This is a genomic window from Nocardioides sp. SR21, from assembly GCF_022761125.1.
Classification (GTDB): Bacteria; Actinomycetota; Actinomycetes; order Propionibacteriales; family Nocardioidaceae; genus Nocardioides.
In genome coordinates this window covers 334,484-360,580 of the sequence record NZ_JAKWJR010000003.1, presented here as the reverse complement: position 1 = coordinate 360,580, position 26,097 = coordinate 334,484, and the positions used below count along the sequence as shown (strand labels likewise).

The 26,097-nt window shown below is 71.2% G+C and carries 30 protein-coding genes; 23 read left to right on the top strand and 7 right to left on the bottom strand.

Annotated elements, in window-relative coordinates; genetic code table 11:
* Window positions 1-126: 126 nt before the first annotated feature.
* The 3 genes from MJ604_RS07780 to MJ604_RS07770 are packed head-to-tail and all read right to left on the bottom strand — an operon-like array spanning window position 127 to window position 2,584.
* Complete coding sequence (locus MJ604_RS07780; protein ID WP_243057750.1) at window positions 127-1,008, bottom strand: heme A synthase; 882 nt, start codon at window positions 1,006-1,008, stop codon at window positions 127-129.
* Window positions 999-1,778 carry an ABC transporter permease gene (locus MJ604_RS07775; protein ID WP_243057749.1) on the bottom strand — a complete coding sequence of 260 codons (780 nt, stop codon included), beginning with the start codon at window positions 1,776-1,778 and terminating at the stop codon, window positions 999-1,001. Before MJ604_RS07775 ends, MJ604_RS07780 begins: the two co-directional genes overlap by 10 nt.
* Window positions 1,775-2,584 carry an ABC transporter ATP-binding protein gene (locus MJ604_RS07770; RefSeq protein WP_279235624.1) on the bottom strand — a complete coding sequence of 270 codons (810 nt, stop codon included), beginning with the start codon at window positions 2,582-2,584 and terminating at the stop codon, window positions 1,775-1,777. Before MJ604_RS07770 ends, MJ604_RS07775 begins: the two co-directional genes overlap by 4 nt.
* A gap of 159 nt (window positions 2,585-2,743) precedes the next feature.
* On the opposite strand from MJ604_RS07770, the gene MJ604_RS07765 reads away from it, so the two are divergent.
* The 12 genes from MJ604_RS07765 (at window position 2,744) to MJ604_RS07710 (ending at window position 13,473) form a co-directional block, all read left to right on the top strand.
* Window positions 2,744-3,421, top strand: coding sequence for a metalloregulator ArsR/SmtB family transcription factor (locus MJ604_RS07765; RefSeq protein ID WP_243057747.1), 678 nt, complete (start codon window positions 2,744-2,746; stop codon window positions 3,419-3,421).
* Window positions 3,418-4,836, top strand: coding sequence for a Fe-S cluster assembly protein SufB (sufB, locus tag MJ604_RS07760; RefSeq protein WP_243057746.1), 1,419 nt, complete (start codon window positions 3,418-3,420; stop codon window positions 4,834-4,836). Before MJ604_RS07765 ends, sufB begins: the two co-directional genes overlap by 4 nt.
* 111 nt (window positions 4,837-4,947) lie before the next feature.
* Window positions 4,948-6,120, top strand: a complete 1,173-nt coding sequence (gene sufD / locus MJ604_RS07755) for a Fe-S cluster assembly protein SufD (RefSeq protein WP_243057745.1) — start codon at window positions 4,948-4,950, stop codon at window positions 6,118-6,120.
* Window positions 6,120-6,455 carry a non-heme iron oxygenase ferredoxin subunit gene (locus tag MJ604_RS07750; RefSeq protein ID WP_243057744.1) on the top strand — a complete coding sequence of 112 codons (336 nt, stop codon included), beginning with the start codon at window positions 6,120-6,122 and terminating at the stop codon, window positions 6,453-6,455. Before sufD ends, MJ604_RS07750 begins: the two co-directional genes overlap by 1 nt.
* Complete coding sequence (sufC, locus tag MJ604_RS07745; RefSeq protein ID WP_243057743.1) at window positions 6,452-7,213, top strand: Fe-S cluster assembly ATPase SufC; 762 nt, start codon at window positions 6,452-6,454, stop codon at window positions 7,211-7,213. Before MJ604_RS07750 ends, sufC begins: the two co-directional genes overlap by 4 nt.
* Window position 7,214: 1 nt before the next feature.
* Window positions 7,215-8,465, top strand: a complete 1,251-nt coding sequence (locus MJ604_RS07740) for an aminotransferase class V-fold PLP-dependent enzyme (RefSeq protein WP_243057742.1) — start codon at window positions 7,215-7,217, stop codon at window positions 8,463-8,465.
* Window positions 8,466-8,468: 3 nt separating this feature from the next.
* A complete protein-coding gene (gene sufU, locus MJ604_RS07735; RefSeq protein ID WP_243057741.1) occupies window positions 8,469-8,921 on the top strand; it encodes a Fe-S cluster assembly sulfur transfer protein SufU in 453 nt (150 codons plus the stop codon).
* Window positions 8,914-9,276 (top strand): metal-sulfur cluster assembly factor, encoded by a 363-nt coding sequence (locus MJ604_RS07730; protein WP_243057740.1) that lies wholly within the window; start codon window positions 8,914-8,916, stop codon window positions 9,274-9,276. The genes sufU and MJ604_RS07730 overlap by 8 nt, the downstream gene beginning before the upstream one ends.
* A 198-nt stretch (window positions 9,277-9,474) precedes the next feature.
* Window positions 9,475-10,080: an acVLRF1 family peptidyl-tRNA hydrolase gene (locus MJ604_RS07725; protein ID WP_243057739.1), complete on the top strand. Its 606-nt coding sequence runs from the start codon at window positions 9,475-9,477 to the stop codon at window positions 10,078-10,080.
* Between the two features lie 9 nt (window positions 10,081-10,089).
* Window positions 10,090-10,986 carry an ABC transporter ATP-binding protein gene (locus MJ604_RS07720; RefSeq protein ID WP_243057738.1) on the top strand — a complete coding sequence of 299 codons (897 nt, stop codon included), beginning with the start codon at window positions 10,090-10,092 and terminating at the stop codon, window positions 10,984-10,986.
* A complete protein-coding gene (locus MJ604_RS07715; RefSeq protein ID WP_243057737.1) occupies window positions 10,983-12,554 on the top strand; it encodes an ABC transporter permease in 1,572 nt (523 codons plus the stop codon). Before MJ604_RS07720 ends, MJ604_RS07715 begins: the two co-directional genes overlap by 4 nt.
* Before the next feature lie 10 nt (window positions 12,555-12,564).
* A complete protein-coding gene (locus MJ604_RS07710; protein WP_243057736.1) occupies window positions 12,565-13,473 on the top strand; it encodes a phosphotransferase in 909 nt (302 codons plus the stop codon).
* Here the strand turns inward: MJ604_RS07710 and MJ604_RS07705 are convergent.
* Window positions 13,470-14,390 carry a neutral zinc metallopeptidase gene (locus MJ604_RS07705; RefSeq protein WP_243057735.1) on the bottom strand — a complete coding sequence of 307 codons (921 nt, stop codon included), beginning with the start codon at window positions 14,388-14,390 and terminating at the stop codon, window positions 13,470-13,472. The genes MJ604_RS07710 and MJ604_RS07705 overlap by 4 nt on opposite strands.
* A gap of 101 nt (window positions 14,391-14,491) precedes the next feature.
* Here MJ604_RS07705 and MJ604_RS07700 point away from each other — a divergent pair, with 101 nt between their 5' ends.
* From MJ604_RS07700 to MJ604_RS07675, 6 genes are read left to right on the top strand one after another with little or no spacing between them, the layout of a single operon-like run.
* A complete protein-coding gene (locus tag MJ604_RS07700; RefSeq protein WP_374458341.1) occupies window positions 14,492-16,042 on the top strand; it encodes an ABC-F family ATP-binding cassette domain-containing protein in 1,551 nt (516 codons plus the stop codon).
* A 29-nt stretch (window positions 16,043-16,071) separates the two neighbouring features.
* Window positions 16,072-16,653 carry a maleylpyruvate isomerase N-terminal domain-containing protein gene (locus MJ604_RS07695; protein WP_243057733.1) on the top strand — a complete coding sequence of 194 codons (582 nt, stop codon included), beginning with the start codon at window positions 16,072-16,074 and terminating at the stop codon, window positions 16,651-16,653.
* Between the two features lie 20 nt (window positions 16,654-16,673).
* Entirely contained in the window at window positions 16,674-17,459 is a 786-nt protein-coding gene (locus MJ604_RS07690) for an enoyl-CoA hydratase/isomerase family protein (protein WP_243057732.1), read from the top strand.
* 12 nt (window positions 17,460-17,471) lie between these two features.
* A complete protein-coding gene (locus tag MJ604_RS07685; protein ID WP_243057731.1) occupies window positions 17,472-19,349 on the top strand; it encodes an ABC transporter ATP-binding protein in 1,878 nt (625 codons plus the stop codon).
* A gap of 3 nt (window positions 19,350-19,352) precedes the next feature.
* A complete protein-coding gene (locus MJ604_RS07680; protein WP_243057730.1) occupies window positions 19,353-20,120 on the top strand; it encodes a trans-aconitate 2-methyltransferase in 768 nt (255 codons plus the stop codon).
* Window positions 20,121-20,141: 21 nt separating this feature from the next.
* Window positions 20,142-20,888 (top strand): SDR family oxidoreductase, encoded by a 747-nt coding sequence (locus MJ604_RS07675; protein WP_243057729.1) that lies wholly within the window; start codon window positions 20,142-20,144, stop codon window positions 20,886-20,888.
* Here the strand turns inward: MJ604_RS07675 and MJ604_RS07670 are convergent.
* Window positions 20,774-21,736 carry an SURF1 family protein gene (locus MJ604_RS07670; protein ID WP_243057728.1) on the bottom strand — a complete coding sequence of 321 codons (963 nt, stop codon included), beginning with the start codon at window positions 21,734-21,736 and terminating at the stop codon, window positions 20,774-20,776. The genes MJ604_RS07675 and MJ604_RS07670 overlap by 115 nt on opposite strands.
* A 43-nt stretch (window positions 21,737-21,779) precedes the next feature.
* On the opposite strand from MJ604_RS07670, the gene moaA reads away from it, so the two are divergent.
* Window positions 21,780-22,772 carry a GTP 3',8-cyclase MoaA gene (gene moaA / locus MJ604_RS07665; RefSeq protein ID WP_243057727.1) on the top strand — a complete coding sequence of 331 codons (993 nt, stop codon included), beginning with the start codon at window positions 21,780-21,782 and terminating at the stop codon, window positions 22,770-22,772.
* Between the two features lie 43 nt (window positions 22,773-22,815).
* Here moaA and MJ604_RS07660 read toward each other — a convergent pair whose 3' ends face one another.
* Window positions 22,816-23,022 carry an acetone carboxylase gene (locus MJ604_RS07660; protein ID WP_243057726.1) on the bottom strand — a complete coding sequence of 69 codons (207 nt, stop codon included), beginning with the start codon at window positions 23,020-23,022 and terminating at the stop codon, window positions 22,816-22,818.
* 104 nt (window positions 23,023-23,126) lie between these two features.
* Window positions 23,127-23,468, bottom strand: a complete 342-nt coding sequence (locus MJ604_RS07655) for a DUF3099 domain-containing protein (RefSeq protein WP_243057725.1) — start codon at window positions 23,466-23,468, stop codon at window positions 23,127-23,129.
* A 230-nt stretch (window positions 23,469-23,698) separates the two neighbouring features.
* Between MJ604_RS07655 and MJ604_RS07650 the strand changes: the two genes are divergently transcribed.
* From MJ604_RS07650 to MJ604_RS07635, 4 genes are all read left to right on the top strand, one after another.
* Complete coding sequence (locus MJ604_RS07650; protein WP_243057724.1) at window positions 23,699-23,911, top strand: dodecin; 213 nt, start codon at window positions 23,699-23,701, stop codon at window positions 23,909-23,911.
* A gap of 135 nt (window positions 23,912-24,046) precedes the next feature.
* Window positions 24,047-24,766, top strand: a complete 720-nt coding sequence (gene fabG, locus MJ604_RS07645; protein WP_308194119.1) for a 3-oxoacyl-ACP reductase FabG — start codon at window positions 24,047-24,049, stop codon at window positions 24,764-24,766.
* Between the two features lies 1 nt (window position 24,767).
* Entirely contained in the window at window positions 24,768-25,541 is a 774-nt protein-coding gene (gene fabI, locus MJ604_RS07640) for an enoyl-ACP reductase FabI (RefSeq protein ID WP_243057723.1), read from the top strand.
* Between the two features lie 31 nt (window positions 25,542-25,572).
* Entirely contained in the window at window positions 25,573-26,076 is a 504-nt protein-coding gene (locus MJ604_RS07635) for a histidine phosphatase family protein (RefSeq protein WP_243057722.1), read from the top strand.
* Window positions 26,077-26,097: the final 21 nt, after the last annotated feature.

Sequence of the window (26,097 nt, the reverse complement as noted above, 5' to 3'; positions counted from 1 at the left end):
TGGCTCCGTCGCAGTTTCACCATGTGATGCAGGCGAACCGTCACTTCCCACGGTCTGCCCGCCATGGGAAGTGCAGGTTCGACGCCATCACATGGTGAAACTGCGACAGCTGGGACAGGAAGCGAGTCAGCGAGCCGGCTCGCGCACCTGGATCAGCGCCCAGGCGACGGTGGCCGCGACCAGCGCGGCGCCGAGCATGTGGAACCCGACCAGCACGACCGGCAGATCGGTGAAGTACTGCACGAAGCCGATCAGGCCCTGCGCGAGCTCGACGGCGAGCAGCACCCAGACCGCCCGGATCGTCTCGGCCGGCTGCCGCATCGCCATCGCCGCGAGCAGCAGCCCGATGGTGAGGCCGAGGAGCAGGAACACCAGGTCGGCGTGCACCTGGCTCCACTGGAGCGGGTCGAGGCCGTTGCGCTTGGCATCCGCGTCACCCGCGTGCGGGCCCGATCCGGTGACGATCGTGCCGACGTACAGGACCGCCCAGGCGGAGGCGAACGTGGCCCAGCCCAGGACGACGAGTGGTCCGCGAGGTGCCTCGGCGGGGGCCGGGCGGTCGACCCGCTGGAGGAACAGCATCGAGACGCAGATGATCGCCATCGAGCACAGCAGGTGGAACGAGACGACCCACGGGTTGAGGTCGGTGAGCACCGTGATGCCGCCGATGACCGCCTGCGCCGGGATGCCGAGGCCCATGACGAACGCGATCGTGCGCAGGTCGCGACGCCCGGACTGCCACGCGGCGACGAACGTGCCGATCGCGACCGCCACCAGGACGTAGGTCAGCAGCCGGTTGCCGAACTCGATGATCGAGTTGACGTCGTACGCACCGTGCGGCGTGAACGACTCCTCGGTGCACCGCGGCCAGGTCGGGCAGCCGAGCCCCGAGCCGGTCAGCCGGACCACGCCTCCGGTGACCACGATGCCGATGTTCGCGACGATCGAGGCCCAGGCCCAGCCGCGGATCCACTCGTGCTGGCGGCGCAGCCGGTCGGTCACTCCCACTTGAAGGTCCTTGCCGTCAGGGTGGTGCCGACGACTGCCCACACCGCGAGGACGCCGAGGTCGCGCCACGCGACCTCGCCGTCGATGAACGCCGTCCGCATCGCCTCGCCGAGCGCGCCGGACGGGAGCCACCGCACGATGTCGCCGAACGCGCCGTACGCCCCCAGCGGGAGTACGACGGCGCCGCCGGCCAGCAGCAGCAGGTAGATCAGGTTGGCGACCGCGAGCGTCGCCTCGGCGCGGAACACACCCGCGACGAACAGTCCGAGCGAGGCGAACGCGGCGGTGCCGAAGGCGATCGCGAGCGCGACCCCCAGCACCTCGGGCTCGGGCGTCCAGCCGAGCAGCTGCCCGACGCCGCCGATGACGATGACCTGGAGCAGCTGCACCAGCAGCAGCGCGCCGACCTTGCCGGCGAGCAGGCCCGAGCGGGGGAGCGGCGAGGCACCCAGCCGCTTGATCACGCCGTAGCGCCGCTCGAAGCCGGTCGCGATCGCCAGCGAGGTGAACGACGTCGACATCACCGCCAGCGCGATGACGCCGGGCGTGAAGATGTCGACCAGTGGGTGCGCCGTCTCCAGGTCGAGCGAGAGGTGCTCGCCGGCGGTCACGCCCCCGATCAGCACGATCACCGGGATGACGACGGCCAGCAGCAGCTGCTCGCCGTTGCGGAGCATCAGCCGCGACTCCATGCGCGCCTGGGCGAGCACCTGGCGCCACAGCGGCGCCGCGCCCGGGATCGGGGTGAAGGTGCCCTGCCTGCCGGTCACGGCTGCAGCTCCCGTCCGGTCAGCTCGAGGAAGACGTCCTCGAGGGTCCGCGAGCCGAAGCTGATCGACCGCACGCCGACCCCGTGGTCGGCGCTCCACCGATCCACGGACGCGCGCAGGGCGGCCTCCGCGTCGGCCGGCAGCTCCTGGTCGACGACCAGGCGCACCGTCGCCGACGTGCCCCGCGTGAGCTCCTCGGGTGAGCCCGAGGCGATCAGCCGGCCGCGGTCGATGATGTGGATGTGGTCGGCGAGGCGCTCGGCCTCCTCCATGTAGTGCGTGGTCAGCACCACGGTCACGCCGTCGGCGCGGAGCTCCTCGAGCAGCTCCCACGTCGTACGGCGGGCGGCCGGGTCCATGCCGGCGGTCGGCTCGTCGACGAACACGATCTCCGGCCGGCCGACCAGGGCCATCGCCAGGCCGAGCCGCTGCTGCTGGCCACCGGAGAGGCGGCGGTACGGCGTACGCCCGCAGTCGCCCAGGCCGAGGCGCTCCGCGAGCATGTCGGTGTCCAGCGGATTCGCGTGCAGCTTGGCGACGTGCTCGAGCATCTCCATCGCGCGCACGCCGCTCCAGGCGCCACCGGCCTGCAGCATCACGCCGATGCGCGGGAGCAGCTCGCGGCGGTCGCGGGTCGGGTCGAGCCCGAGCACGCGGACCGTGCCCTGCTGGGGCTTGCGGTAGCCCTCACAGGTCTCCAGCGTGGTGGTCTTGCCCGCGCCGTTGGGACCGAGCACGGCGGTGATCGTGGCGCGCTCGACGGTCAGGGAGAGACTGTCGACGGCGGTCTTGTCGCCGTACCTCATCACCAGCCCGTCGACGGACACGGCAGGGGAGGCGTCGGGCACGCCCGTCAGTGTAGGGACGGGGCTCGTGTGGCCCGGCTCACGCCCTCCCGTAGCGAGGGAACCAACTAAGGGTTGCCTTCCTTGAACGGGCCGAATCAATAAAGGCACACTGGTGTTGTGGAATTCGCCGAGGCGCACGACCAGACCACGCGTCAGCGTGTCTCCCGGTCGATCCTCGTCAACGGTCCGTCGACCGCGGCGGCCCTCGCCGAGCGCCTCGACCTGACGCCCGCGGCGGTCCGCCGCCACCTCGACCAGCTGCTCGAGGAGGGCGCCGTCGAGGCGCGCGAGCCGCGCAACCAGGCGCACCGCGGCCGGGGCCGCCCCGCCAAGGTCTTCGCGCTCACCGAGTCCGGTCGCGACGGCTTCGACCAGCAGTACGACGACCTCGCCGCGCAGGCGCTCCGCTTCCTGGCGGAGACCGGCGGCGAGGAGGCGGTCCGGGAATTCGCGACCCGCCGGGCGGCGTTCATCGGAGAGCGGTTCGAGAGCGTCCGCGCGGAGCACCCCGAGCTCGGAGCAGCAGAGGTCCTGGCCAGGATCTTCTCCGACGAGGGGTACGCCGCGTCCGTTCGCGACCTTCCCGTCGTGGGGGAGCAGCTGTGCCAGCAGCACTGCCCGGTCGCCCACGTGGCCCACGAGTTCCCCCAGCTGTGCGAGGCCGAGACCGAGGCGATCAGCAAGGTCCTCGGCCGGCACGTGCAGCGGCTGGCCACCATCGCCCACGGCGACGGGGTCTGCACCACATGCATTCCGAGCACACCCATCGAGAAGAAGGAGCGGGTCAGCTCATGACCTCCATCGAAGAGCTCAACCCGGAGCTTCAGGGCATCGGCCGGTACGACTTCGGCTGGGCCGACACGGACGTCGCCGGGGCGACTGCGAAGCGTGGCCTCAACGAGGACGTCGTCCGCGACATCTCCTCGAAGAAGAGCGAGCCGCAGTGGATGCTCGACCTGCGCCTGAAGGGCCTCAAGCTGTTCGGCCGCAAGCCGATGCCGAACTGGGGCTCGGACCTGTCGGGGATCGACTTCGACAACATCAAGTACTTCGTCCGCTCGAGCGAGAAGCAGGCGACCTCGTGGGAGGACCTCCCCGAGGACATCAAGAACACCTACGACAAGCTCGGCATCCCGGAGGCGGAGAAGCAGCGCCTGGTCGCCGGTGTCGCCGCGCAGTACGAGTCCGAGGTCGTCTACCACTCGATCCGCGAGGACCTCGAGGAGAAGGGCGTCCTCTTCCTCGACACCGACACCGCGCTCAAGGAGCAGCCGGAGCTGTTCCAGGAGTACTTCGGCACCGTGATCCCGGTCGGCGACAACAAGTTCGCCGCGCTGAACACCGCCGTGTGGTCGGGTGGCTCGTTCATCTACGTCCCGCCGGGTGTGCACGTCGACATCCCGCTCCAGGCCTACTTCCGGATCAACACCGAGAACATGGGCCAGTTCGAGCGGACCCTGATCATCGTCGACGAGGGCGCCTACGTGCACTACGTCGAGGGTTGTACGGCGCCGATCTACAGCTCGGACTCGCTGCACTCGGCCGTCGTCGAGATCATCGTGAAGAAGGGCGGCCGGTGCCGCTACACGACGATCCAGAACTGGTCGAACAACGTGTACAACCTGGTCACCAAGCGCGCGGTCTGCGAGGCCGGCGCGACCATGGAGTGGGTCGACGGCAACATCGGCTCCAAGGTGACCATGAAGTACCCCGCGGTCTACCTCATGGGCGAGCACGCCAAGGGCGAGACCCTGTCGATCGCGTTCGCGGGCGAGGGCCAGCACCAGGACGCCGGCGCCAAGATGGTGCACGCGGCGCCCCACACGTCGTCCTCGATCCTGTCGAAGTCCGTCGCCCGTGGCGGTGGCCGGACGTCGTACCGCGGCCTGATCCAGGTCAACGAGGGCGCGCACGGCTCGAAGTCCAACGTGCTTTGCGACGCGCTCCTGGTCGACCAGATCTCGCGCTCGGACACCTACCCGTACGTCGACATCCGCGAGGACGACGTGTCGATGGGCCACGAGGCCTCGGTGTCGAAGGTCTCCGACGACCAGCTCTTCTACCTGATGTCGCGCGGCATGGAGCAGGACGAGGCGATGGCCATGATCGTCCGCGGCTTCATCGAGCCGATCGCCAAGGAGCTGCCGATGGAGTACGCCCTCGAGCTGAACCGGCTCATCGAGCTCCAGATGGAGGGGGCAGTGGGCTAGCGCGTCGTCGCTTCGCTCCGCCGCGCCGGCCCCTCTCTCGATACGCGGGGAACTCGTTCCCCAGCCTTCCGCACGTAGTTTTAGAAAGTAGACGTAGTAGTGACTTCGACTGTGACTGACAACGCGCTCGAGAGCGCGGCGTCCGCCCTGGAGCTCGGCCCGGGGTTCAGCCACCTGAACCCGCCGCCGTCGTACGACCTGGGCGACCACCCGGTGCCGACCGGGCGCGAGGAGATCTGGCGCTTCACGCCGCTCAAGCGGCTGCGCGGGATCCTCGACGGTGAGGCCTCGACCGCCGCGCTGACGTGGGAGACCACGCTGCCGGCCGGCGTGACCCTCACCGAGATCAGCGACGCCGAGGCGCGCGAGATCGGCGAGCTCGCACCCAACGACCGGCCGTCGGCGCTGGCCGCCGCGAACGCCGGTGCGCTGCTGCTCGACGTCCCGGCCGAGGCCGAGATCGCCGAGCCGATCGTGCTGCGCCTGCACGGCGAGTCCGTCGACGACCTGGTCTGGGGCCGGCTCATCGTCCGCGTCGGACGGCACGCCCAGGCGACCGTCGCGATCGTGCACACCGGCTCCGCCCGCTACGCCGCCATCACGACCGTGCTGGTCGGTGACGGCGCCGCCGCGAACGTCCTCTCGCTGCAGGACTGGGATGACGACGCGGTGCACCTCGGCCGCGACGCGATCCGGGTCGGCCGCGACGCCACGGTCAAGCACACGTCGATCAGCTTCGGCGGCGACGTCGTCCGCATGCACGCCAACGTCGAGTACGCCGGCCCGGGCGGCGACGCCGAGCTGCTCGGCCTGTACTTCGCCGACGCGGGCCAGCACCTCGAGCACCGGCTGTTCGCCGACCACACCGCGCCGAAGACCAAGAGCCACGTGGTCTACAAGGGCGCGCTGCAGGGTCAGGGCGCGCACACGGTCTGGATCGGCAACGTGCTGATCCGCAAGGTCGCCGAGGGCATCGAGACCTACGAGGAGAACCGCAACCTGGTCCTCTCCGACGGCTGCCAGGCCGACTCGGTGCCGAACCTCGAGATCGAGACCGGCGAGATCGAGGGCGCCGGCCACGCGTCCGCGACCGCCCGGTTCGACGACGAGCAGCTGTTCTACCTGCGCTCGCGCGGTGTCTCGGAGAAGGAGGCGCGCCGGCTGGTCGTGCACGGCTTCTTCAACGACCTGATCCGCAAGGTCGGCATCCCGATGATCGAGGAGCAGCTGCTGAGCACGGTCGAGGCCGAGCTCGCGAAGAACGTGCTGAAGGACCTCGACTGATGCCGTTCGAGCGCGCCTGCGCGGTCTCCGACGTCCCCACCGACGAGGCGCTCGGCGTCACGATCGGTGAGTACGACGTCGCGGTCGCCGGTCACGACGGCGAGTACTTCGCGCTCCAGGACCTCTGCAGCCACGCCGCTGTCTCGCTCAGCGAGGGCGAGGTCGACGACTGCACGGTCGAGTGCTGGCTCCACGGCTCGCGCTTCGACCTCCGCACCGGCAAGCCGACCGGCCTGCCGGCCACCGAACCTGTCGCCACTTTCCCGCTGGAAGTGCGCGGCGACGACATCTATGTCGACACCACCACCACCCTGAACGGAGTCACCCCCTCATGAGCGAGCTGATCATCAAGGACCTGCAGGTGTCCGTCGACACCGAGGACGGTCCGAAGGAGATCCTCAAGGGCGTCACGCTGACCATCAAGGACGGCGAGACCCACGCGATCATGGGCCCGAACGGCTCCGGCAAGTCGACCCTGGCGTACTCCATCGCCGGTCACCCCAAGTACACGATCACCGGCGGCTCGGTGACCCTCGACGGCGAGGACGTCCTCGCGATGTCGGTCGACGAGCGCGCCCGCGCCGGCCTGTTCCTCGCGATGCAGTACCCCGTCGAGGTCCCCGGCGTCTCGGTGTCGAACTTCCTGCGTACGGCGAAGACCGCGCTCGACGGCGAGGCCCCGAAGCTCCGCACCTGGGTCAAGGACGTCAACACCGCGCTCGAGAAGCTCAACCTCGACCCGACGTTCGGCACCCGGTCGGTGAACGAGGGCTTCTCCGGTGGCGAGAAGAAGCGCCACGAGATCGCCCAGCTCGAGCTGCTGAACCCGAAGGTCGCGATCCTCGACGAGACCGACTCCGGCCTCGACATCGACGCGCTCAAGGTCGTGTCCGAGGGCGTCAACCGCTTCCGTGAGCAGGACGGCAAGGGCGTCCTGCTGATCACGCACTACACGCGGATCCTGCGCTACATCCAGCCCGACCACGTGCACGTGTTCGTCAACGGCAGGGTCGCCGAGTCCGGTGGCCCGGAGCTGGCCGAGGAGCTGGAGGCCAACGGCTACGAGCGCTTCCTCACCGAGGCGGCGGTCTGACATGACCACCGTGCAGCTGCCCGGACTCCTCCCTGAGCTGGAGGTGATCCGCGCCGACTTCCCGATCCTGTCGCGGACCGGTCCGGGTGGTCTGCCGCTGGTCTACCTCGACAGCGCGAACACCTCGCAGAAGCCGCAGGTCGTCATCGACACGATGGTCGACCACCTCGAGCGGCACAACGCGAACGTCGCCCGCGCGATGCACATGCTCGGCGCCGAGTCGACCGAGGCGTTCGAGGGCGCCCGCGACAAGGTCGCGGCGTTCCTGAACGCGCCGTCGCGCAACGAGGTCGTGTTCACCAAGAACGCCACCGAGGCGCTGAACCTGCTGGCCCGCACGATCGAGCTGGGTCCCGGCGACAACGTCGTCATCACCGAGATGGAGCACCACTCCAACATCGTGTCCTGGCAGCTCGCGTGCGAGCGGTCCGGCGCGGAGCTGCGGTGGTTCGGCCTGACCGACGACGGCCGGCTCGACCTGTCGAACGCCGACCAGCTGGTCGACGAGAACACCAAGGTCGTCGCGTTCACCTGGGTCTCGAACATGCTCGGCACGATCAACCCGGTCGAGGACCTGGTGGCTCGGGCCAAGGCGGTCGGCGCCTACTCGGTGGTCGATGCGTCGCAGGCAGCGCCGCAGCTGCCCGTCGACGTCGCCGCCACCGGCTGCGACTTCCTGGTGTTCACCGGGCACAAGGTCGTCGGCCCGACCGGCATCGGCGTGCTGTGGGGACGCGAGGAGCTGCTGAACCAGCTCCCGCCGTTCCACGGCGGCGGCGAGATGATCGAGACCGTCACCATGGCGAGGTCCACCTACGCGAAGGCGCCGCACCGCTTCGAGGCGGGTACGCCGCCGATCGTCGAGGCGGTCGGGCTCGGCGCGGCCGTCGACTACCTCGCGCACGTCGGCATGGACGCGATCCACCGGCACGAGCAGGCCATCACGGCGTACGCGCTCGAGGGCCTGGCCACGATCCCCGGCCTGACCGTGCTCGGTCCGCTGGACGCCGCGTCGCGCGGCGGAGCGATCTCGTTCGAGCTCGACGGCGTGCACCCGCACGACATCGCGCAGGTGCTGGACTCGCGGGGTATCGGCGTGCGCGCCGGCCACCACTGCGCCAAGCCCGCGCACGCGCGGTTCGGCGTGCAGAGCTCGACCCGGATGTCGTCGTACCTCTACACGACGCCGGCCGAGATCGACGCGCTCGTCGAGGGCCTGGAATACACCCGCTCGTACTTCAAGTTGGGTTGATCGATGACACAAGAGCTCGATGCGCTGTACCAGGAGATCATCCTGGACCACTACAAGAACCCTCACAACAAGGGCCTGCGCGACCCCTTCGAGGCTGAGGTCCACCACGTCAACCCGACCTGCGGCGACGAGGTGACGCTGCGCGTCCACGTCACCGACGGCGTCGTGGAGGACGTGTCGTACGACGCGGTCGGCTGCTCGATCTCGCAGGCGTCGGCGTCCGTGCTGACCGACCTCGTGATCGGCAAGAAGGTCGACGACGCGATGTCGATCCACGAGGAGTTCCTGACCCTCATGCAGGGCAAGGGCACCGTCGTTCCCGACGAGGACGTGCTGGAGGACGGCATCGCGTTCGCCGGTGTCGCCAAGTTCCCGGCCCGGGTGAAGTGCGCACTACTGTCGTGGATGGCCTGGAAGGACGCCACGGCCCAATCTCTGGAGGACTCTCATGGCTGACCACTCTGACCTGCCCGACGTGCCCGAGGCCTCGGGTGCGGTCGCGACCGTGTCGATCGAGGACGTCACCGAGGCGATGAAGGACGTCGTCGACCCCGAGCTCGGGATCAACGTCGTCGACCTCGGCCTGGTCTACGGCGTGCACGTCGACGAGAGCTCGAACTGCGTCATCGACATGACGCTCACCTCCGCGGCCTGCCCGCTGACCGACGTGATCCAGGACCAGACCAACGGCGCGCTCGAGGGCCTGGTCAACGACGTCGCGATCAACTGGGTCTGGATGCCGCCGTGGGGCCCCGACAAGATCACCCCCGACGGCCGCGAGCAGCTGCGGGCGCTCGGCTTCAACGTCTGAGGTGCTGCCGCCAACGAAGTTGGTGGCAGCAACCCGAAGAGGTTGAGGGAGCCCCGCGGCTGAGCTTGCGAAGCCGCGACGGGCGGCTCGAAACCTCAGTCGCGCATCTGACGGACGCCGCGTCGCCGACGTTGGTGTGGAGGCTCGCTTCGCTCTCACCTCAATCACCAGCGGTGCCGATTCCGATAGCGTCACGGTATGCCTGTCCTGGTGCCTGCTGAGCGTTTCGAGCGGTGGGTCCTCAACTTCGGGGCACGGCACGGCACGACCGAGCTGGCCGTCGCTGACGGCGCCCTGACGGGAGTGGCCGAGGACGGCAGTACCTTCGCCGCGCGGCTTCCCTTCGACACGTCGTACGCCGGCGCTGCGGACAGCAAGGCGTTCCGGGAGCAGATGGGCGCCCCCGACGACTGGGGCGTGCTGCTGGTCCGCAAGGGCGGGTTCGCGGTGGCACGCCTGCACGGCGGCACCACGACCGAGAGCAAGGTCGGGCAGCGGCACGTGCAGGGGCGGACCAAGGCCGGCGGCCAGAGCCAGCAGCGGTTCGCCCGTCGGCGCGGCAACCAGGCGCGGCAGGCCTACGAGGCCGCCGCGGACCACGCGGCGCGGATCCTCGCCGGTCTCCGAGGCCCGCTGGTGACGGGCGGGGACCACACGGCGGTGGACGAGGTGCTCGCCGACGCCCGGCTCAAGCACGCGACGCGGACCGACCTGTGGCTCGCCGTACCCGACCCCCGGCGGGGCGTTCTCGAGGCGGCGGTGGCCGACGCGCAGGCGGCGCGGATCGAGGTGGAGAACCGCTAACGTCGAGTCGTGACCGACGAGCGCGTCATCGACATCCGCGGCCTGGTGAAGAGGTTCGGCAGCTTCCGGGCGCTGGACGGGCTCGACCTGGACGTGGGTCCGGGGGAGGTGCACGGGTTCCTCGGGCCGAACGGCGCCGGCAAGTCCACCACGATCCGCGTCCTCCTGGGCCTGCTGCGGCGCGACGGCGGCGAGGTGCGGCTGTTCGGTGGCGACCCGTGGAGCGAGGCGGCCGCGCTGCACAAGCGTCTCGCGTACGTCCCCGGCGACGTGAACCTCTGGCCGAACCTCACCGGCGGCGAGGTCATCGACCTGCTCGGCCGGCTGCGCGGCAGCCTCGACGAGGCCCGCCGCCAGGAGCTCGTCGACGCGTTCGAGCTCGACCCGACCAAGAAGGGCCGCGCCTACTCCAAGGGCAACCGGCAGAAGGTCGCGCTGGTCGCCGCGCTCGCCTCCGACGTGGACCTGCTCGTGCTCGACGAGCCGACCTCCGGCCTGGACCCGCTGATGGAGGAGGTCTTCCAGACCTACGTCGACCAGTTCCGCGACCGCGGCCACGCCGTGCTCCTCAGCAGCCACATCCTCGCCGAGGTCGAGCAGCTCTGCGACCGCGTCAGCATCATCCGTGCGGGCAAGGTCGTCGAGTCCGGGACGCTCGCGGACCTGCGGCACCTGACCCGTACGTCGATCTCCGCCGAGCTCGAGCGGCCGCCCACGGGGCTCGACGCGCTGGAGGGGGTCCACGACCTGAGCGTCGAGGGCACCCGGGTGCGGTTCCAGGTCGACACCGCCCGTCTCGACGCGGCCCTGCAGGCGCTCCTCCCGGCGGGGGTCCGCAGCCTCACCAGCCAGCCGCCGACGCTCGAGGAGCTGTTCCTCCGTCACTACGGCGACGACCTCCCATGAGCGGGACCGGCACGTTCCTCTGGACGTTCCTCAAGCGCGACAAGTGGATGCTCCTGTGGTGGATCCTCGGCGCGGCCGGGCTGTACGTCGTCACCTGCTACTCCGTCGACCAGCTGTACACGACGCAGCAGCAGTACGACGAGGCGGCCGCGAGCATGGAAGGCAACGCCGCGTTCATCGCGATGGCCGGTCCGCCGCGCGCGCTCGACACCCTCGGCGGCCAGACCGCATGGCAGACGACCGCGTTCGGCGCGATCCTCGTCGGGCTGATGAGCATGTTCGTCGTCGGCCGCCACACCCGCGCCGAGGAGGAGGCCGGGCGCGACGAGCTGCTCCGCGCGTCCGCCGTCGGCCGCTACGCGCCGACCACCGCGGCGGTCCTCGTCGCGGCGGTCGCGAACCTGCTCGTCGGGCTGCTCGTGTCGGTCTCGCTGACGGCGTACGGCCTGGCGGGCGCCGACTCCTTCGGCCTCGGCCTCGGCGCGACAGCGGTGGGCTGGTTCTTCACCGGCACCGCGCTCATCGCCATGCAGCTCACTGCCAGCACGCGTTCGGCGTACGGCGTGGCCGGGATCGTCATCGCGCTCTCGTACGTGCTTCGCGCGATCGGGGACGTCGGTAACGGCGTGCTCAGCTGGTGCTCGCCGATCGGGTGGTACCAGGCGATGCACCAGTTCTCCGGGCTTCGCTGGTGGCCGATGCTGCTGCTCCTCGCGGGCGCCGGCGTCGCGCTCACGACGGCGTACTCCCTCTTCGGCCGCCGCGACTACGGGTCCGGGATCGTCGCCACGAGACCCGGGCGCCCGCGCGCCCGGCGTGGGCTGCTCAGCGGTGAGGGGCTCGCATGGTCGCTCCAGCGTGGCGCGGTGCTCGGCTGGGCGGGCGGGATGTTCCTCGGGGGCCTCGCGTACGGCGCGATCGGCGACGACGTGAAGGCGCTGATCGGCGACTCCCAGACCTCGCAGGACCTGTTCGTGCAGGCCGGCGACGACCTGGTCACCGGCTTCTACGGCACGTCGATCCTCATGCTCGCGGTCATCTGCGCCGGGTTCGCGATCGCCTCGGCGCTGCGGCCGCGCGGCGAGGAGGAGAACGGACACCTCGAGGTCACGCTGGCGACCGCGTTGCCGCGCAGCCGGTGGCTGCTCGGCCACGTCCTCGTGACCGTGGGCGGTACGGCGCTCGTGCTGGCGGTCGCCGGGCTGGGGCTCGGAGCCGGCTACCTGCTGGTCACCGGTGACGGCGAGGCAGCGTGGTCGTTCAGCTGGCCGGTGCTGCAGTACCTCGCTCCGGTGCTGGTGCTGAGCGGGTTCGCCCGGTTGCTGTTCGGGGTGCTCCCGCGGTGGACCGTGCTCGCGTGGGCGCCGTTGGCGTTCTCGGCGGTCGTGATGCTGTTCGGCGACCTGTTCCAGATCCCGCAGTGGCTCCAGGACGTGTCACCGTTCGAGCACCTGCCGATGGTGCCCGCCGAGGACTTCGACTGGGCACCGGTGCTGGTCGTGGCCGCGGTGGCACTCGCCCTGAGTGTCGCGGGCCAGATGGCCTTCCGGCGGCGCGACGTGCACTAGCGTGCGAGCCATGTGGCAGCCCGAACCCGGGTGGCTGGCGCTCCCGGCAGGCTCGAGTGCCTCCACGGTCGGCGTCTGGCGCACCTCGCTCGGCGATCAGCCCGTGGTCGTGAAGCGGCTCGCCGCCCCGCTCGAGGACGACCAGGCCGAGCTGAGCCAGCCGCGGCACTTCGCCTACTGGCGCCGCGCCGCTGACGTGGTCCTCGCCGGGATCGTCGCCGGTACGCCGGGCCTGCGCGGCCCGGCGCTCGGCGCGGTCGACGAGGACGTCGAGGGCATCACGCTCACCGAGGAGTGGGTCGAGGACGCCGCGACCAGCGGCCTGTTCGTCGCCCACGCGCTCGGTCGCTTCGCCGGCGCCCAGCTGACGCCGGCGCCGTGGCTCGCGCGCAACCAGCTGCGCGACCGGATGGACCGGGTCGAACGCCGCGGCGGCTGGCCGACCCTGGCCCGGACGACGGTCGCCGACGTCGCCGACGTCCTGTGGGGGCGGCGTACCGAGATGCTCGCGAAGGCCGACGCCCTGATGCAGGTCCCGCAGCACGGCGACCCCACCCCCGCGAACCTCCGCGGTCGCGACGGCGACGACGTGGTCGCGGTCGACTGGGCGATGCTCGGCACGGGTCCGGTCGGCGGCGACCTCGGCTACTACGCGCTGGCGGCCCGCGAGGAGCTCGAGCCGCTCATCGACGCGTACCTCATGGGGCTGCCCGACGGCCTCGCCACCCGCGAGGAGGTGACGCTCGGTGCCCGGATCACCGCCGTCTACACCGTGCTGAACCGCGCGGAGTGGGCGCTGGCCCGGGTCGCCGGGGGAGAGGGCGCCCTGGCGGGGAAGTACCGCCACCCGTCGGTCGCCCCGCACCTGCGGGCGCTGCAACGGCAGTTCCCGCACCTCGAGGCGCTCCTCGAGCTCTAGAGGGCTCCCGCCGCGAACGTGTCGCAGGCGTCGAGCGATCCGGACTCGAATCCGGTCCGGAACCACTCGACCCGTTGCGCGGCAGAACCGTGGGTGAACGAGTCGGGGTCGACGTCGCCGCCGCCGGCCGACTGGATCCGGTCGTCACCGACGGCCTCGGCCGCCTCGATGGCCTGCTGGACGTCCTGCTGGGTCAGCTCGGCGATCAGCACCTCGCCGTTCTCGTCCTCCGTCTGCGTGGCGGCACCCGCCCACAGGCCCGCGTAGCAGTCGGCCTGGAGCTCCAGCCGGACCGCATCGCTCGTCGGGCCCTGCTGGGTCTTCACCCGACCCATCGTGCCCATGAGGTTCTGGATGTGGTGGCCGTACTCGTGGGCCAGCACGTACGGCTCCACGAACCCGCCGTCCGGGCCGCCGAGCTGGCGCTCCAGCACCTCGTCGAAGAACGTCGTGTCCAGGTAGATCGTCTGGTCGCTGGGGCAGTAGAACGGCCCGACGGCGGCCGACGCCTGACCGCAGCCGGTCGAGACTCCACCGCTGAACGTCTGCAGCTTCCGCTCGGGCTGGAACCCGTCCAGCGTGTCCGACCAGTAGTCGTACAGCGAGTTCTCGACCGCGACCCGGGCGCAGTCGACGTCGTTGTTCGCGTCCTCGCCGGTCTTGCAGTTCTCGTAGCGGTCGGTGTCCGACATCCGCGAGGTGTCGTACGCGCTGTCGCCGGAGCCGCCGCCCGGCCCGCCGCCCAGCCACAGCGTGGCCACGACGATGACGATGACGACGATCAGGCCGGTGATGCCCCCGCCCGCGGCGAGGCCGCCGGGGATCGGGAGGCCGGCGCCGCCGCCACCGCGCGCGCCCGAGCGACCGGAGTCGCCCATCCGCCTGGTGTTCAGCCGGGCCTTGGGGTTGAACCGCATCCGTCCTCCTCGATGTCAGGCTGGACGCTACCCACCCCTACGATTGCTCAGTCATGATCACTGCTCATCAGCTCGAGGTCCGCGCCGGCGCCCGCCTCCTCATGGAGAACGTCAGCTTCCGGGTCGCAGCTGGCGACAAGGTCGGCCTGGTCGGGCGCAACGGCGCCGGCAAGACCACGCTCACCAAGATCCTGGCCGGCGAGGCGCTGCCCGCCGCCGGCACCGTGCAGGCGAGCGGCGAGGTCGGCTACCTCCCGCAGGACCCGCGCATCGGCAACCCCGAGGTCCTCGCCCGCGACCGGATCCTCTCCGCTCGTGGCCTCGACGACGTCGTACGCCGCCTGCGCCAGGCCGAGGCCGACATGGGCAGCGACGACGCGAACAAGCGCGAGAAGGCGATGCGCCGCTACGAGCGCGCCGACGCCGAGCTGCACGCCAACGGCGGGTACGCCGCGGAGTCCGAGGCCGCGACGATCGCGTCCAGCCTCGGGATCGAGGAGCGGATCCTGAGCCAGCCGCTCAAGACGCTCTCCGGTGGTCAGCGCCGCCGCGTAGAGCTGGCCCGGATCCTGTTCTCCGGGGCCGAGACGCTGCTCCTCGACGAGCCGACCAACCACCTCGACGCGGACTCGATCGTGTGGCTGCGCGGGTTCCTCAAGGCGCACAAGGGCGGGCTGATCGTGATCAGCCACGACAACGCGCTGCTGGAGGAGACCGTGAACAAGGTCCTCCACCTGGATGCCAACCGCGGCGAGATCGACGTCTACAACATGGGGTGGAAGGCGTACCTCACCCAGCGCGAGACCGACGAGAAGCGCCGCAAGCGCGAGCGGGCGAACGCCGAGTCGAAGGCGAAGACCCTCACCGACCAGGCCAACCGGATGCGCGCCAAGGCCAGCAAGGCCCAGGCGGCGCAGTCGATGCTCAAGCGCGCGGAGAAGCTGGTCGCCGGGCTCGAGGGCGAGCGCGCGGCCGACAAGGTCGCGCGGATCAAGTTCCCCGCCCCGGCGCCCTGCGGCAAGACGCCGCTCACCGCGTCCGAGCTGTCGAAGTCCTACGGCTCGCTCGAGGTGTTCACCGACGTCGACCTCGCCATCGACAAGGGGTCGCGGGTCGTGATCCTGGGCCTCAACGGTGCGGGCAAGACCACGATGCTGCGGATCCTGGCCGGCGTCGACCAGCCCGACACCGGCACGGTCGTCCCGGGTCACGGGCTCAAGATCGGCTACTACGCCCAGGAGCACGAGACCCTCGACGTCAACCGCACGGTGCTCGAGAACATGCAGAGCGCCGCGCCCCAGCTCACCGACACCGAGGCCCGCTCCGTGCTCGGTTCGTTCCTCTTCTCGGGCGAGGACGCCCACAAGTCGGCCAAGGTGCTGTCGGGCGGTGAGAAGACCCGGTTGGCGCTCGCGGCCCTGGTCGTCTCCAGTGCCAACGTGCTGCTCCTCGACGAGCCCACCAACAACCTCGACCCGGCCTCCCGCGAGGAGGTGCTGGCCGCGATCCGCACCTACGAGGGCGCGATCATCCTGGTCACCCACGACGAGGGCGCGGTGTTCGCGCTCGAGCCGGACCGCGTGCTGCTGCTCCCTGACGGCGACGAGGACCTCTGGAACGACGGCTACGCCGACCTGGTGTCGCTGGCCTGAGTGTCGGTGCCGGTGCCTACGGTGGGCGCATGGCTCTCACGATCGACCTCGAGACAGGGCGCACGGCGTTCGTCGACTCGGTGCGCGGCTTCGTCGCCGCCGTCGACGGCCTCGACGAGTGGGCGCTCCTCGGCGCCTCGCGCTGCCACGGCTGGACCCGCCTCGACGTCGTGACGCACGTGCTCGCGGGCTGGCAGGAGATGCTGAGCGGCTTCGTGTCACCGGTCGACGACCAGCCGAGCGTCGACGCGGCGTCGTACTGGCCCGCCTTCGATGAGGTCGACGACGACGACCCGGTCCTGGTGCTGATGGCGCAGCGCCGCCGGACGGCGGCGTACGCGCGCCCCGACGACGCCCGCCGGGAGCTCCGCGACGTCGCCGACGCGGTGCTCCGCGGGGCCGCCTCGTGCGCCGACCGGCCCCTGTCGTGGCAGGGGCACGTCTTCACGGCAGGCGACTTCCTCACGATCTGGGCGGTCGAGGACGTCCTACACCAGCTCGACCTCCTGACCGACCCGCCCGTCCCGTCGAGCGCCCTCGACCTCGCGAGCGCGACGGTCGCGGCGCTCGACGGAGCCGTGCTCGCCGACCGGCTGCCCACGCCGTCCTGACCCGCATCTAGTCTTCGACCATGGACGCTGAGACCCTCACGAACGCCGGCCTGCAGTACGCCATGGACGGCGCCGTCGCCACGATCACGCTCGACCGCCCCGCCGTGCGCAACGCGCAGACCCCGACCATGTGGCGCGCGCTGGCCGCGCTCGGCCAGGAGATCCCCGACGACGTGCGGGTCGTGGTCGTGAAGGGCGCCGGACCGACGTTCTCGGCCGGTCTCGACCGCTCCATGCTGGACCCGAGCACGACCGGCGAGGAGTCCGTGGCCGGGCTGCTCGGCAGGCCCGACGACGAGATCTCGGCGACCATCGACGACTTCCAGCAGGGCTTCACGTTCCTGCGTGACCCGCGGTTCGTGTCGATCGCCGCCGTCCAGGGCTACGCGATCGGCGCGGGGTTCCAGCTGGCGCTCTCGTGCGACCTGCGGGTCGTCGCGGACGACGTGCAGTTCTCCATGAAGGAGTCGGCGCTCGGGCTGGTCCCCGACCTCACGGGAACAAAGCCGCTGGTCGAGTGTGTTGGATACGCCAGGGCGCTGGAGATCTGCGCGACCGCCCGGATGGTCGGGGCCGACGAGGCCGTGGGCATCGGGCTCGCACTGACCGCCGTACCCGCCGACGAGCTCGACGCGACGGTGGCCGACCTGGCTGCCGCCCTGACCGCACCGCTGGCCGGTGCGGTCCGCGAGACCAAGGCGCTGCTGCAGGGAGCCTCCGACCGGAGTCTCGACGACCAGCGCCGCCTGGAGCGGGAGGCGCAGATCCGCCGATTCCGGGAGCTCGCAGCACTGATGGGACAGTAGGGGGAGGGCCGGATGTCCGGTATGCAAGGAGCGGGAGCCGCCTGGCGGCACCTGCGCTCGGACCGCAGCGTGGTCCACAACCGGATCGAGTCCGGCACCGTCCGCCGAGTCCTCGGCTTCGCCCGGCCGCACCGGCGGCTGATCACGTTCTTCCTCATCCTGACCGTCATCGACGCCGGCCTGGTCGTCGTCTCGCCGCTGCTGGCGCAGCGCATCATCGACGACGGCATCATCGGCGGCGACAGCCAGCTCGTCTGGGTGCTCGCCCTCGCGATGGCCGGCGTCGCGCTGATCAGCGCGATGCTGACCGTGGGGGAGGGTTGGCTCTCCTCCCGGATCGGTGAGGGCCTCATCTTCGACCTGCGCACCCAGGTGTTCGGCCACGTGCAGCGTCAGTCACTGGCGTTCTTCACCCGCACGCAGACCGGCGCGCTGGTCTCGCGGCTCAACAACGACGTGATCGGGGCCCAGCGCGCGTTCACCTCGACGCTGTCCAGCACCGTCGCCAGCACGATCTCGGTGGTCGTGGTCGGCATCGCGATGGTGGCGCTGAGCTGGCAGGTCACCCTGCTCTGCCTCGCGATCTTCCCGCTGATGCTGCTCAGCTCGCGCTGGGTGAGCGCGCGGCTGGCCGGGCTGACCCGTCTGCAGATGGACGGCAACGCCGACATGGGCAACGCGATGACCGAGCGCTTCAACGTCGGCGGCGCGATGCTGCTCAAGCTGTTCGGCCGGCGCGCCGACGAGGACGCGCTGTTCGCCACCAAGGCGGCCACCGTCCGCGACTACGGCGTGCGCATCTCGCTGCTCACGCGGATCTTCGCGGCGTCGATGATGCTCGTCCCGGCGCTCGCGACGGCGCTCGTGTACGGCGTCGGCGGCCAGCTCGTCATCGACGAGGCCCTCACCGTCGGCACCCTGGTCGCGCTCGCGACCCTGCTGCTGCGGCTGCTCGGGCCGCTGCAGAGCCTGTCGAACGTCCGCATCGACGTGATGACCGCACTGGTGAGCTTCGAGCGGGTCTTCGAGGTGCTGGACCTGCCGTCGCTGATCCAGGAGAAGCCGGACGCCGAGGAGCTGCCGCGCACCGCCTCCCGGCTGGAGTTCGACCACGTCGCGTTCAGCTACCCGCGCGCCGACGAGATCTCGCTGGCCTCGCTCGAGACGGTCGCCCGCGCCGAGTCGCGCGACTCCGGACCGGTGCTCACCGACATCAGCTTCACCGCCGCGCCCGGCCAGATGGTCGCCCTGGTGGGGCCGTCCGGTGCCGGCAAGACGACGATCACCCACCTGGTGGCCCGGTTGTACGACGTCGGCGGCGGTGCGGTCCGCGTCGGCGGCCGCGACGTACGCGACGTGACGCTGCAGTCCCTGGAGGACGCGGTCGGCTACGTCACCCAGGACGCCCACATGTTCCATGACACCATCCGGGCCAACCTGCTCTACGCGCGCCCCGGCGCGAGCGACCCCGAGATCTGGGAGGCGCTGGAGGCCGCGCAGGTCGCGCCGTTGCTGCGCACCCTGCCCGACGGCCTCGACACCGTCGTCGGCGACCGCGGCTACCGGCTCTCCGGCGGCGAGCGGCAACGGCTCGCGATCGCCCGGCTGCTGCTGAAGGCGCCCGCCATCGTGGTGCTCGACGAGGCGACCGCCCACCTCGACAGCGAGTCGGAGGCCGCGGTGCAGCGCGCCCTCGACGCCGCCCTCGAGGGCCGCACGTCGCTGGTGATCGCGCACCGGCTCTCCACGGTCCGCCACGCCGACCAGATCCTGGTGGTCGACGACGGCCGCGTCGTGCAGCGCGGCACGCACGCGACGCTGCTGGCCGAGGGCGGGCTGTACGCCGACCTCTACCGCACCCAGTTCGTCGTCGACGAGGCGCCGGTCTGAGCCATGAGCCGCGCCCAGAGCTTCGGTGCCGCCGCTCGTGACTACCACCGGTTCCGGCCGGGCTATCCGGCCGAGCTGGCGGACGTGGTCCTGGCGCACGCGACCGGGCCGGTAACCCGGGCGCTCGAGATCGGGGCTGGCACGGGCAAGGCGACGCGGTTGTTCGCCGAGCGTGGCATCCAGGTGACGGCCATCGAGCCGGACGCCGGCATGCGGACGGTCCTGGAGGCAGGCACCCGGGGCCTGCCGGTCACGGTCCAGCCGACGACCTTCGAGGAGGTCGACCTGGCCCGGCTGGGTCCGGTCGACCTCTGCTTCGCGGCGGCGGCGTTCCACTGGACCGACCCCGCGACGCGGTGGCACCGCGTGGCCGAGGCGCTCCGGCCGGGCGGCGTGGTCGCGATCTTCGGCGCCCAGACGGTGCTCGCCGACGCGGCCCTCGCCGCGGCCGTCGCGGCGATCGAGGCCGAGATCGAGGCGGAGATCGAGGCGGAGATCGAGGCGGGGATCGACGGGACCATCGCGGACCTGGCAGCGCCGTACCTCGAGCCGGTGGACGTCCCCGAGCTCGAGGCGGTGGAGCTCACGGTCCTCCCGCGACGCGCTGAGCAGCCTGCCGACGACTACGTCAGGCATCTCGCCACGGTCTCCGCGTACCTGGTCCTGGAGCCGGACGCGCGCGCGAGCGTGCTCGCCCGGGTCCGCGCCCTCCTGCCGGAGTCGGTCGAGCTCGTCCAGGACATCGACGTCCAGCTGGCCCGCCGCAGGTAGCCCGCGCCTAGGGTTGGCGTCATGGACCTCGACCTGACCGACCGCGTCTACATCGTCACCGGCGGCGCCCGGGGGCTCGGGCGCGCGACCGCCGACGTGCTGGTGGCCGAGGGCGCCAAGGTGGTGCTGTCCGGGCGCACCGAGGAGACGCTCGCCACCGCGCGTGGCGACTCCGTCGAGGCGGTGGTCGCCGACAACGCCGACCCGGAGACGCCGCGGCGGCTGATCGCGGCCGCGCAGGCGCGTTGGGGCCGGCTCGACGGCGCGCTGATCAGCGTCGGCGGGCCGCCGACCGGCACGGTCGCGTCGACCACCGACGACCAGTGGACCGCGGCGTTCCAGTCGGTGTTCCTCGGCGCGGTGCGCCTCGGCCGCGAGATCGGTGCCGCGCTGCCGACCGGCGGGTCGATCGCGTTCGTGCTGTCCTCGAGCGTCCGCGCCCCGCTGCCGAACCTGACGATCTCGAACGGGCTCCGTCCTGGCCTGGCGATGGTCGCCAAGACGATGGCCGACGAGCTCGGCCCCGCGGGCGTGCGGGTCAACGGGTTGCTGCCGGGCCGGATCGGCACGGAGCGGGTCGAGGAGCTCGACGCCTCCACCGGGGACGCCGACGCCGCACGCGAGGCGGCGGCGAGGACGATCCCGCTGGGACGCTACGGCGATCCGGATGAGTTCGGCCGGGTGGCGGCGTTCCTGTTGTCGCCGGCCTCGTCGTTCGTCTCAGGCTCGATGCTGCCCGTCGACGGCGGGATGCTGCGCGCCCTCTGATCGCGCTCGGCCTGGTACGCCGCCTGGTAGGCCGCTCGGACCTTCTGCTTGCGGGCGTTCTTCGCCGCCCGCTTCTGCTTCCGCTCGGAGACGACCTCCTCGTCGGCGGCCTCCTCGGCGCGGCGACCGGTGCGCCACTCGTCGAAGGCGAGGTAGCCGAAGCCGAAGATCGCGAGCAGCCCGAAGAACCACCACTGCAACCCGTAGAAGAAGTGCGGTCCGTTGTTCAGCTCCGGCAGCTCGACCGCCTCGAGGTCCGCCGCGGGCTCGCCGTCCTCGGTCTTGAGCTGGACGAACCCGCCGAACGCCGGCTGGTCGATCGCCTCGGAGATCTCGGTGCTGGAGATGGCACGCGTCGAGTGCCCGTCGACGGCGGTGCTGTCGCCGGTCGCGTCCGCGCGGACCCAGCCCTCCACCGTGACCTCGCCCTCCGGCGGCGCAGGCAGGTCGGTCGGGCTGGTGCCCTGGTTCTCCGACGGCATCCAGCCGCGGTCCACGAGGAGCACGGTGCCGCCTGCGGTCACGAGCGGGACGACGGCGTCGACCCCGGACTGGCCGTCACGGGTGCGGTACCGCACGATCACGGTGTTCGGGGTGTCGTACGTCCCGGTGGCCGTGACCAGGCGCCACTCGTCGTCCTCGTCGACGCTCCCGCCGGGGGACAGGACGTCCTCGACGGGCGTGGGCGCGAGGTCCTCGTTCGCCCGGATGACGGCGTTGCTGTCCTTGCGGTCGTCCAACCGGCCGAACTGCCATTCGCCGAGCCACCAGGCCGCGTAGCAGAGCAGGCCGACGATCAGCGCGAAGAGCACCCACCGGCGGCTCAGCAGGAACCTGAACGAACGCACGCCACAGGCTATCCGGCGCCCATCCGCCCCATAGACTGCAGGGGTGCAGACGAGGAAGCTCGAGGACCGCTACGGCCGGGTCGCCACCGACCTGCGGGTGTCGCTGACCGACCGCTGCAACCTGCGCTGCTCGTACTGCATGCCCGCCGAGGGCCTGGACTGGCTGCCCGACGAGACCGTCCTGAGCGACGACGAGGTGGTCCGGCTGGTCCGGATCGGCGTCGAGCTGCTCGGCATCCGTGAGGTGCGGTTCACCGGCGGGGAGCCGCTGGTACGCCGCGGTCTCGTCGACATCGTGTGCCGCACGAGCGCCCTGGGCGTCGAGACGTCGCTGACCACGAACGCGCTCGGGCTGGCCCGCACCGCCCACGCGCTCGCCGAGGCCGGCCTCGACCGCGTGAACGTCAGCCTCGACAGCATCCGGCGGGAGTCGTTCAAGGAGATCACCCGGCGTGACCGGCTCGCCGACGTGATCGCCGGGCTGGCCGCCGCGCAGGAGGCCGGGCTCGGGCCGGTGAAGGTCAACGCCGTGCTGATGCGCGGGATCAACGACGACCAGGCGCCGGAGCTGCTGCGCTGGGCGATCGGCGAGGGCTACGAGCTGCGCTTCATCGAGCAGATGCCGCTGGACGCCCAGCACCGCTGGAGCCGCGACGGCATGATCACCGCGGACGAGATCTTCGGCCACCTCGAGCGAGAGTTCACGCTCTCGCCCGCGATCGAGCCGCGCGGCAGCGCGCCGGCCGAGCTGTTCCTGGTCGACGGCGGACCCGCCACCGTCGGGGTGATCGCGAGCGTGACCCGCCCGTTCTGCGGTGACTGCGACCGGGTCCGGCTCACCGCCGACGGGCAGATCCGCAACTGCCTGTTCGCCCGCGAGGAGTCGGACCTGCGGGCCGCGCTGCGAGCCGGCGCGAGCGACGAGGAGATCGCCACGCGCTGGGTGACCGCCATGGCCGGCAAGCGCGCCGGGCACGGCATCGACGACCCGACGTTCCTCCAGCCGGACCGGCCGATGTCCGCCATCGGCGGCTGATCCCGACCGCGCCAGGGCGTCGCGACTGGTGGGCTCAGCGCACTCAGGTGTGCGGCTGCACGTCCTTCAGGAACTTCCGCGAGCCCAGGAAGTCCGACAGCGACTGCCGGTGCTCGTCACACGCCAGCCAGACCTTGCGACGGTCCGGGGTGTGCAGCTTGGGGTTGTTCCAGAGCAGCTCCCACGCGGCGGGAGTCGTGCAGCCCTTGGCCGAGCAGACGGCGACGTCCGGGGCCTCGTTCTCGGTCATGCGTACCTTTCGGGAAATGCGTGGTGCCGGACAGCCACGGGGGAAGCCGTCCGGCACCTCGGCGAACCGGAACGGGGGAGACCCGGCTCGCGCTGGCGATTGTGTCACGCGTCCGGGTGATCTCCTAGGGAGTCCGACGGACGATCATCGTCGGCCCCGGGGCCCAGGATCCGGCCGTTGAAGCCCTCCTGAAGGTCGATCCCGTCGTCCTTCGACGAGACCGCGTTGGCCATCACGACGGCGATGTACGGCAGCAGCACGGCGCCCGCGACCAGCGTCCACCGCAGCCATCCGGTGGCGACGATGGCGCCCAGGAAGCAGGCCGTGCGGATGACCATCGAGAAGAGGTAGCGCCGCTGGCGCGCCCAGATCTCGTCCTGGCGGTTCGAGGACGCCGTGGTGATCCGCACCGCCTCGTCGCGGTCGCGACGCAGGTCCCGGGCCATTGCTCCACTGTACGTCGCGGGTGCCTGCCACCGGAGGGCCGCCTGGCGTCCCGCATCCCGGGCACGCACCTCCCAGCAGGGCCGTCGCTCGCCGGACGACCCAGGACGGCATCGCTCCGGCGGCTGGCGATGCCCGCACCCGAAGCACGCACCCGAAGCACGGGCCACCGACGACAGACCTCCGGCGGCAACCACTAGGCTCGACGACCCAGACCGGATCAGGAGACACCATGACCAACCGCACCTACCGCGTCACGGAGATCGTCGGCACCTCGCCGGACGGCATCGACGCTGCGATCCGCAACGGCGTCGAGCGCGCCGGCAAGACCCTCCGCCACCTCGACTGGTTCGAGGTCACCCAGGTCCGCGGCCAGATCAAGGACGGCACCGTGGAGCACTTCCAGGTCGGCATGAAGGTCGGCTTCCGCCTCGAGGACGACTAGGTCCGGTACGCCGGTCGCGTCCTCCTGACGTCGGACACGCGGCTACTCGACCTGGCCGCTGGGACTCCGCCTCGCAGGCTCAGGCGAGGGCAGCACAGTTCGGCGTACTGAGGGGTAATCGCTAGCGTCGCGGACGTGAGCGAAGCACAGGAGCCCAGGTCGGTCCTGGTGACCGGCGGCAACCGCGGCATCGGCCGCGCCATGGCCGAGGCGTTCATCGCCAACGGCGACAAGGTCGCGATCACCACGCGCAGCGGCGGGGCGCCCGAGGGGGCGCTGGACGTCCGCTGCGACATCACCGACCCCGCGCAGGTCGACGCGGCGTTCGCCGAGATCGAGGCCGCGCACGGACCGGTCGAGGTGCTGGTCGCGAACGCCGGCATCACCGCCGACACCCTCCTGCTGCGGATGTCGGACGACGACTGGTCGTCGGTGATCGACACCAACCTCACCGGTTCGTTCCGGCTCGCGAAGCGGGCCTCGAAGGGGATGCTCCGGCTCAAGCGCGGCCGCATCGTCTTCATCTCGTCGGTCGTCGGCCTGCTCGGCTCGGCCGGCCAGGTCAACTACGCCGCCTCCAAGGCGGGCCTGGTGGGCATGGCCCGGTCGATCGCGCGCGAGCTCGGGTCCCGCTCGATCACCGCGAACGTCGTCGCACCCGGCTTCATCGACACCGACATGACCGGGGTGCTCACCGACGACCAGAAGGCCGCGATCCTCGCGCAGGTCCCGCTCGGGCGGTACGGCGCGGTCGACGAGATCGCGGAGACGGTGCTGTGGCTGACCGGCCCCGGCGCGGCGTACGTCACCGGGGCCGTGATCCCGGTCGACGGTGGACTCGGAATGGGGCACTGACATGAGCGGAATCCTCGAGGGCAAGCGGATCCTCGTCGCGGGGGTCACGATGGACTCCTCCATCGGGTTCGCGACCGCGAAGGTCGCGCAGGAGCAGGGCGCGACCGTCCTGATCTCCAACTTCGGGCGGGCGCTGGGCATCACCCGGCGGATCGCCAAGCGGCTCCCGGTCGAGCCCCCGGTGCTGGAGCTCGACGTCACCGACGAGGACCACCTGGCCGGGCTCGAGGCGCAGGTGCGTGAGCACGTCGACGGCCTCGACGGCGTCGTGCACTCGATCGCGTACGGCAACCCCGAGACGCTGCTCGGCGGGAAGTTCCTCACCGGCCCGTGGCCGGACGTCGCCCAGGCCGTGCAGGTCTCGGCGTACTCCCTCAAGTCGCTGGCCGAGGCGTGCCGCCCGCTGATGCAGCCGGGCGGGTCCATCGTCGGGCTGACGTTCGACGCGACCGTCGCCTGGCCGGCGTACGACTGGATGGGCGTCGCGAAGGCGGCCCTCGAGTCGACCTCGCGCTACCTCGCCCGCGACCTGGGGCCGCACGGCATCCGGTCGAACCTGGTCTCCGCCGGCCCGCTCAAGACGCTGGCCGCCAAGGCCATCCCGGGGTTCGAGGACCTCGACACGATGTGGAGCGATCGCGCTCCGCTGGGGTGGGACAACGCCGACCACACGCCGACCGCGAAGGCCGTGTGCGCGCTGCTGTCCGACCTCTTCCCGGCGACGACCGGCGAGATCGTGCACGTCGACGGCGGCCTTCACGCCATGGGGGCATGACAGCCGCACCCGCTGCTGAGAAGGTGGCCGCATGAGGACGATCGTCGTGATGCGGCACGCGAAGGCCGAGCAGGCCGGACCCACCGACTTCGACCGCCCGCTGGCCGACCGCGGTCACCAGGACGCGCACGCTGCCGGTGCCTGGCTGTCCGGGTCGGGCTTCGAGCCGGAGCACGTCCTGGTCTCCGCCGCGCTCCGCACGCGGGAGACGTGGGCGAGCGTCGCCGAGGGCGCCGGGTGGGCCCTGGACCCGGACTTCGACCGGAGCCTGTACGCCGCCGGGACCGACGCCGCCCTCGACCTGGTCCGCGAGGTCGGCGACGACGTCGACCGGCTGCTGGTCATCGGGCACAACCCGACCATGGCCTCGCTCGCGCAGGTGCTCGACGACGGCGACGCCGACAGCGAGCTGGCCGCGCAGCTGTTCGCGGGGTACCCGACCAGCGCGGCCGCCGTCTTCGAGTACGACGGCTCCTGGGCCGACCTCGGCGAGGGGGACGCGCGCCTCGTCGGGTTCCACATCGGTCGCGCCTGACCTGGACGCTTTCGCGAGTGC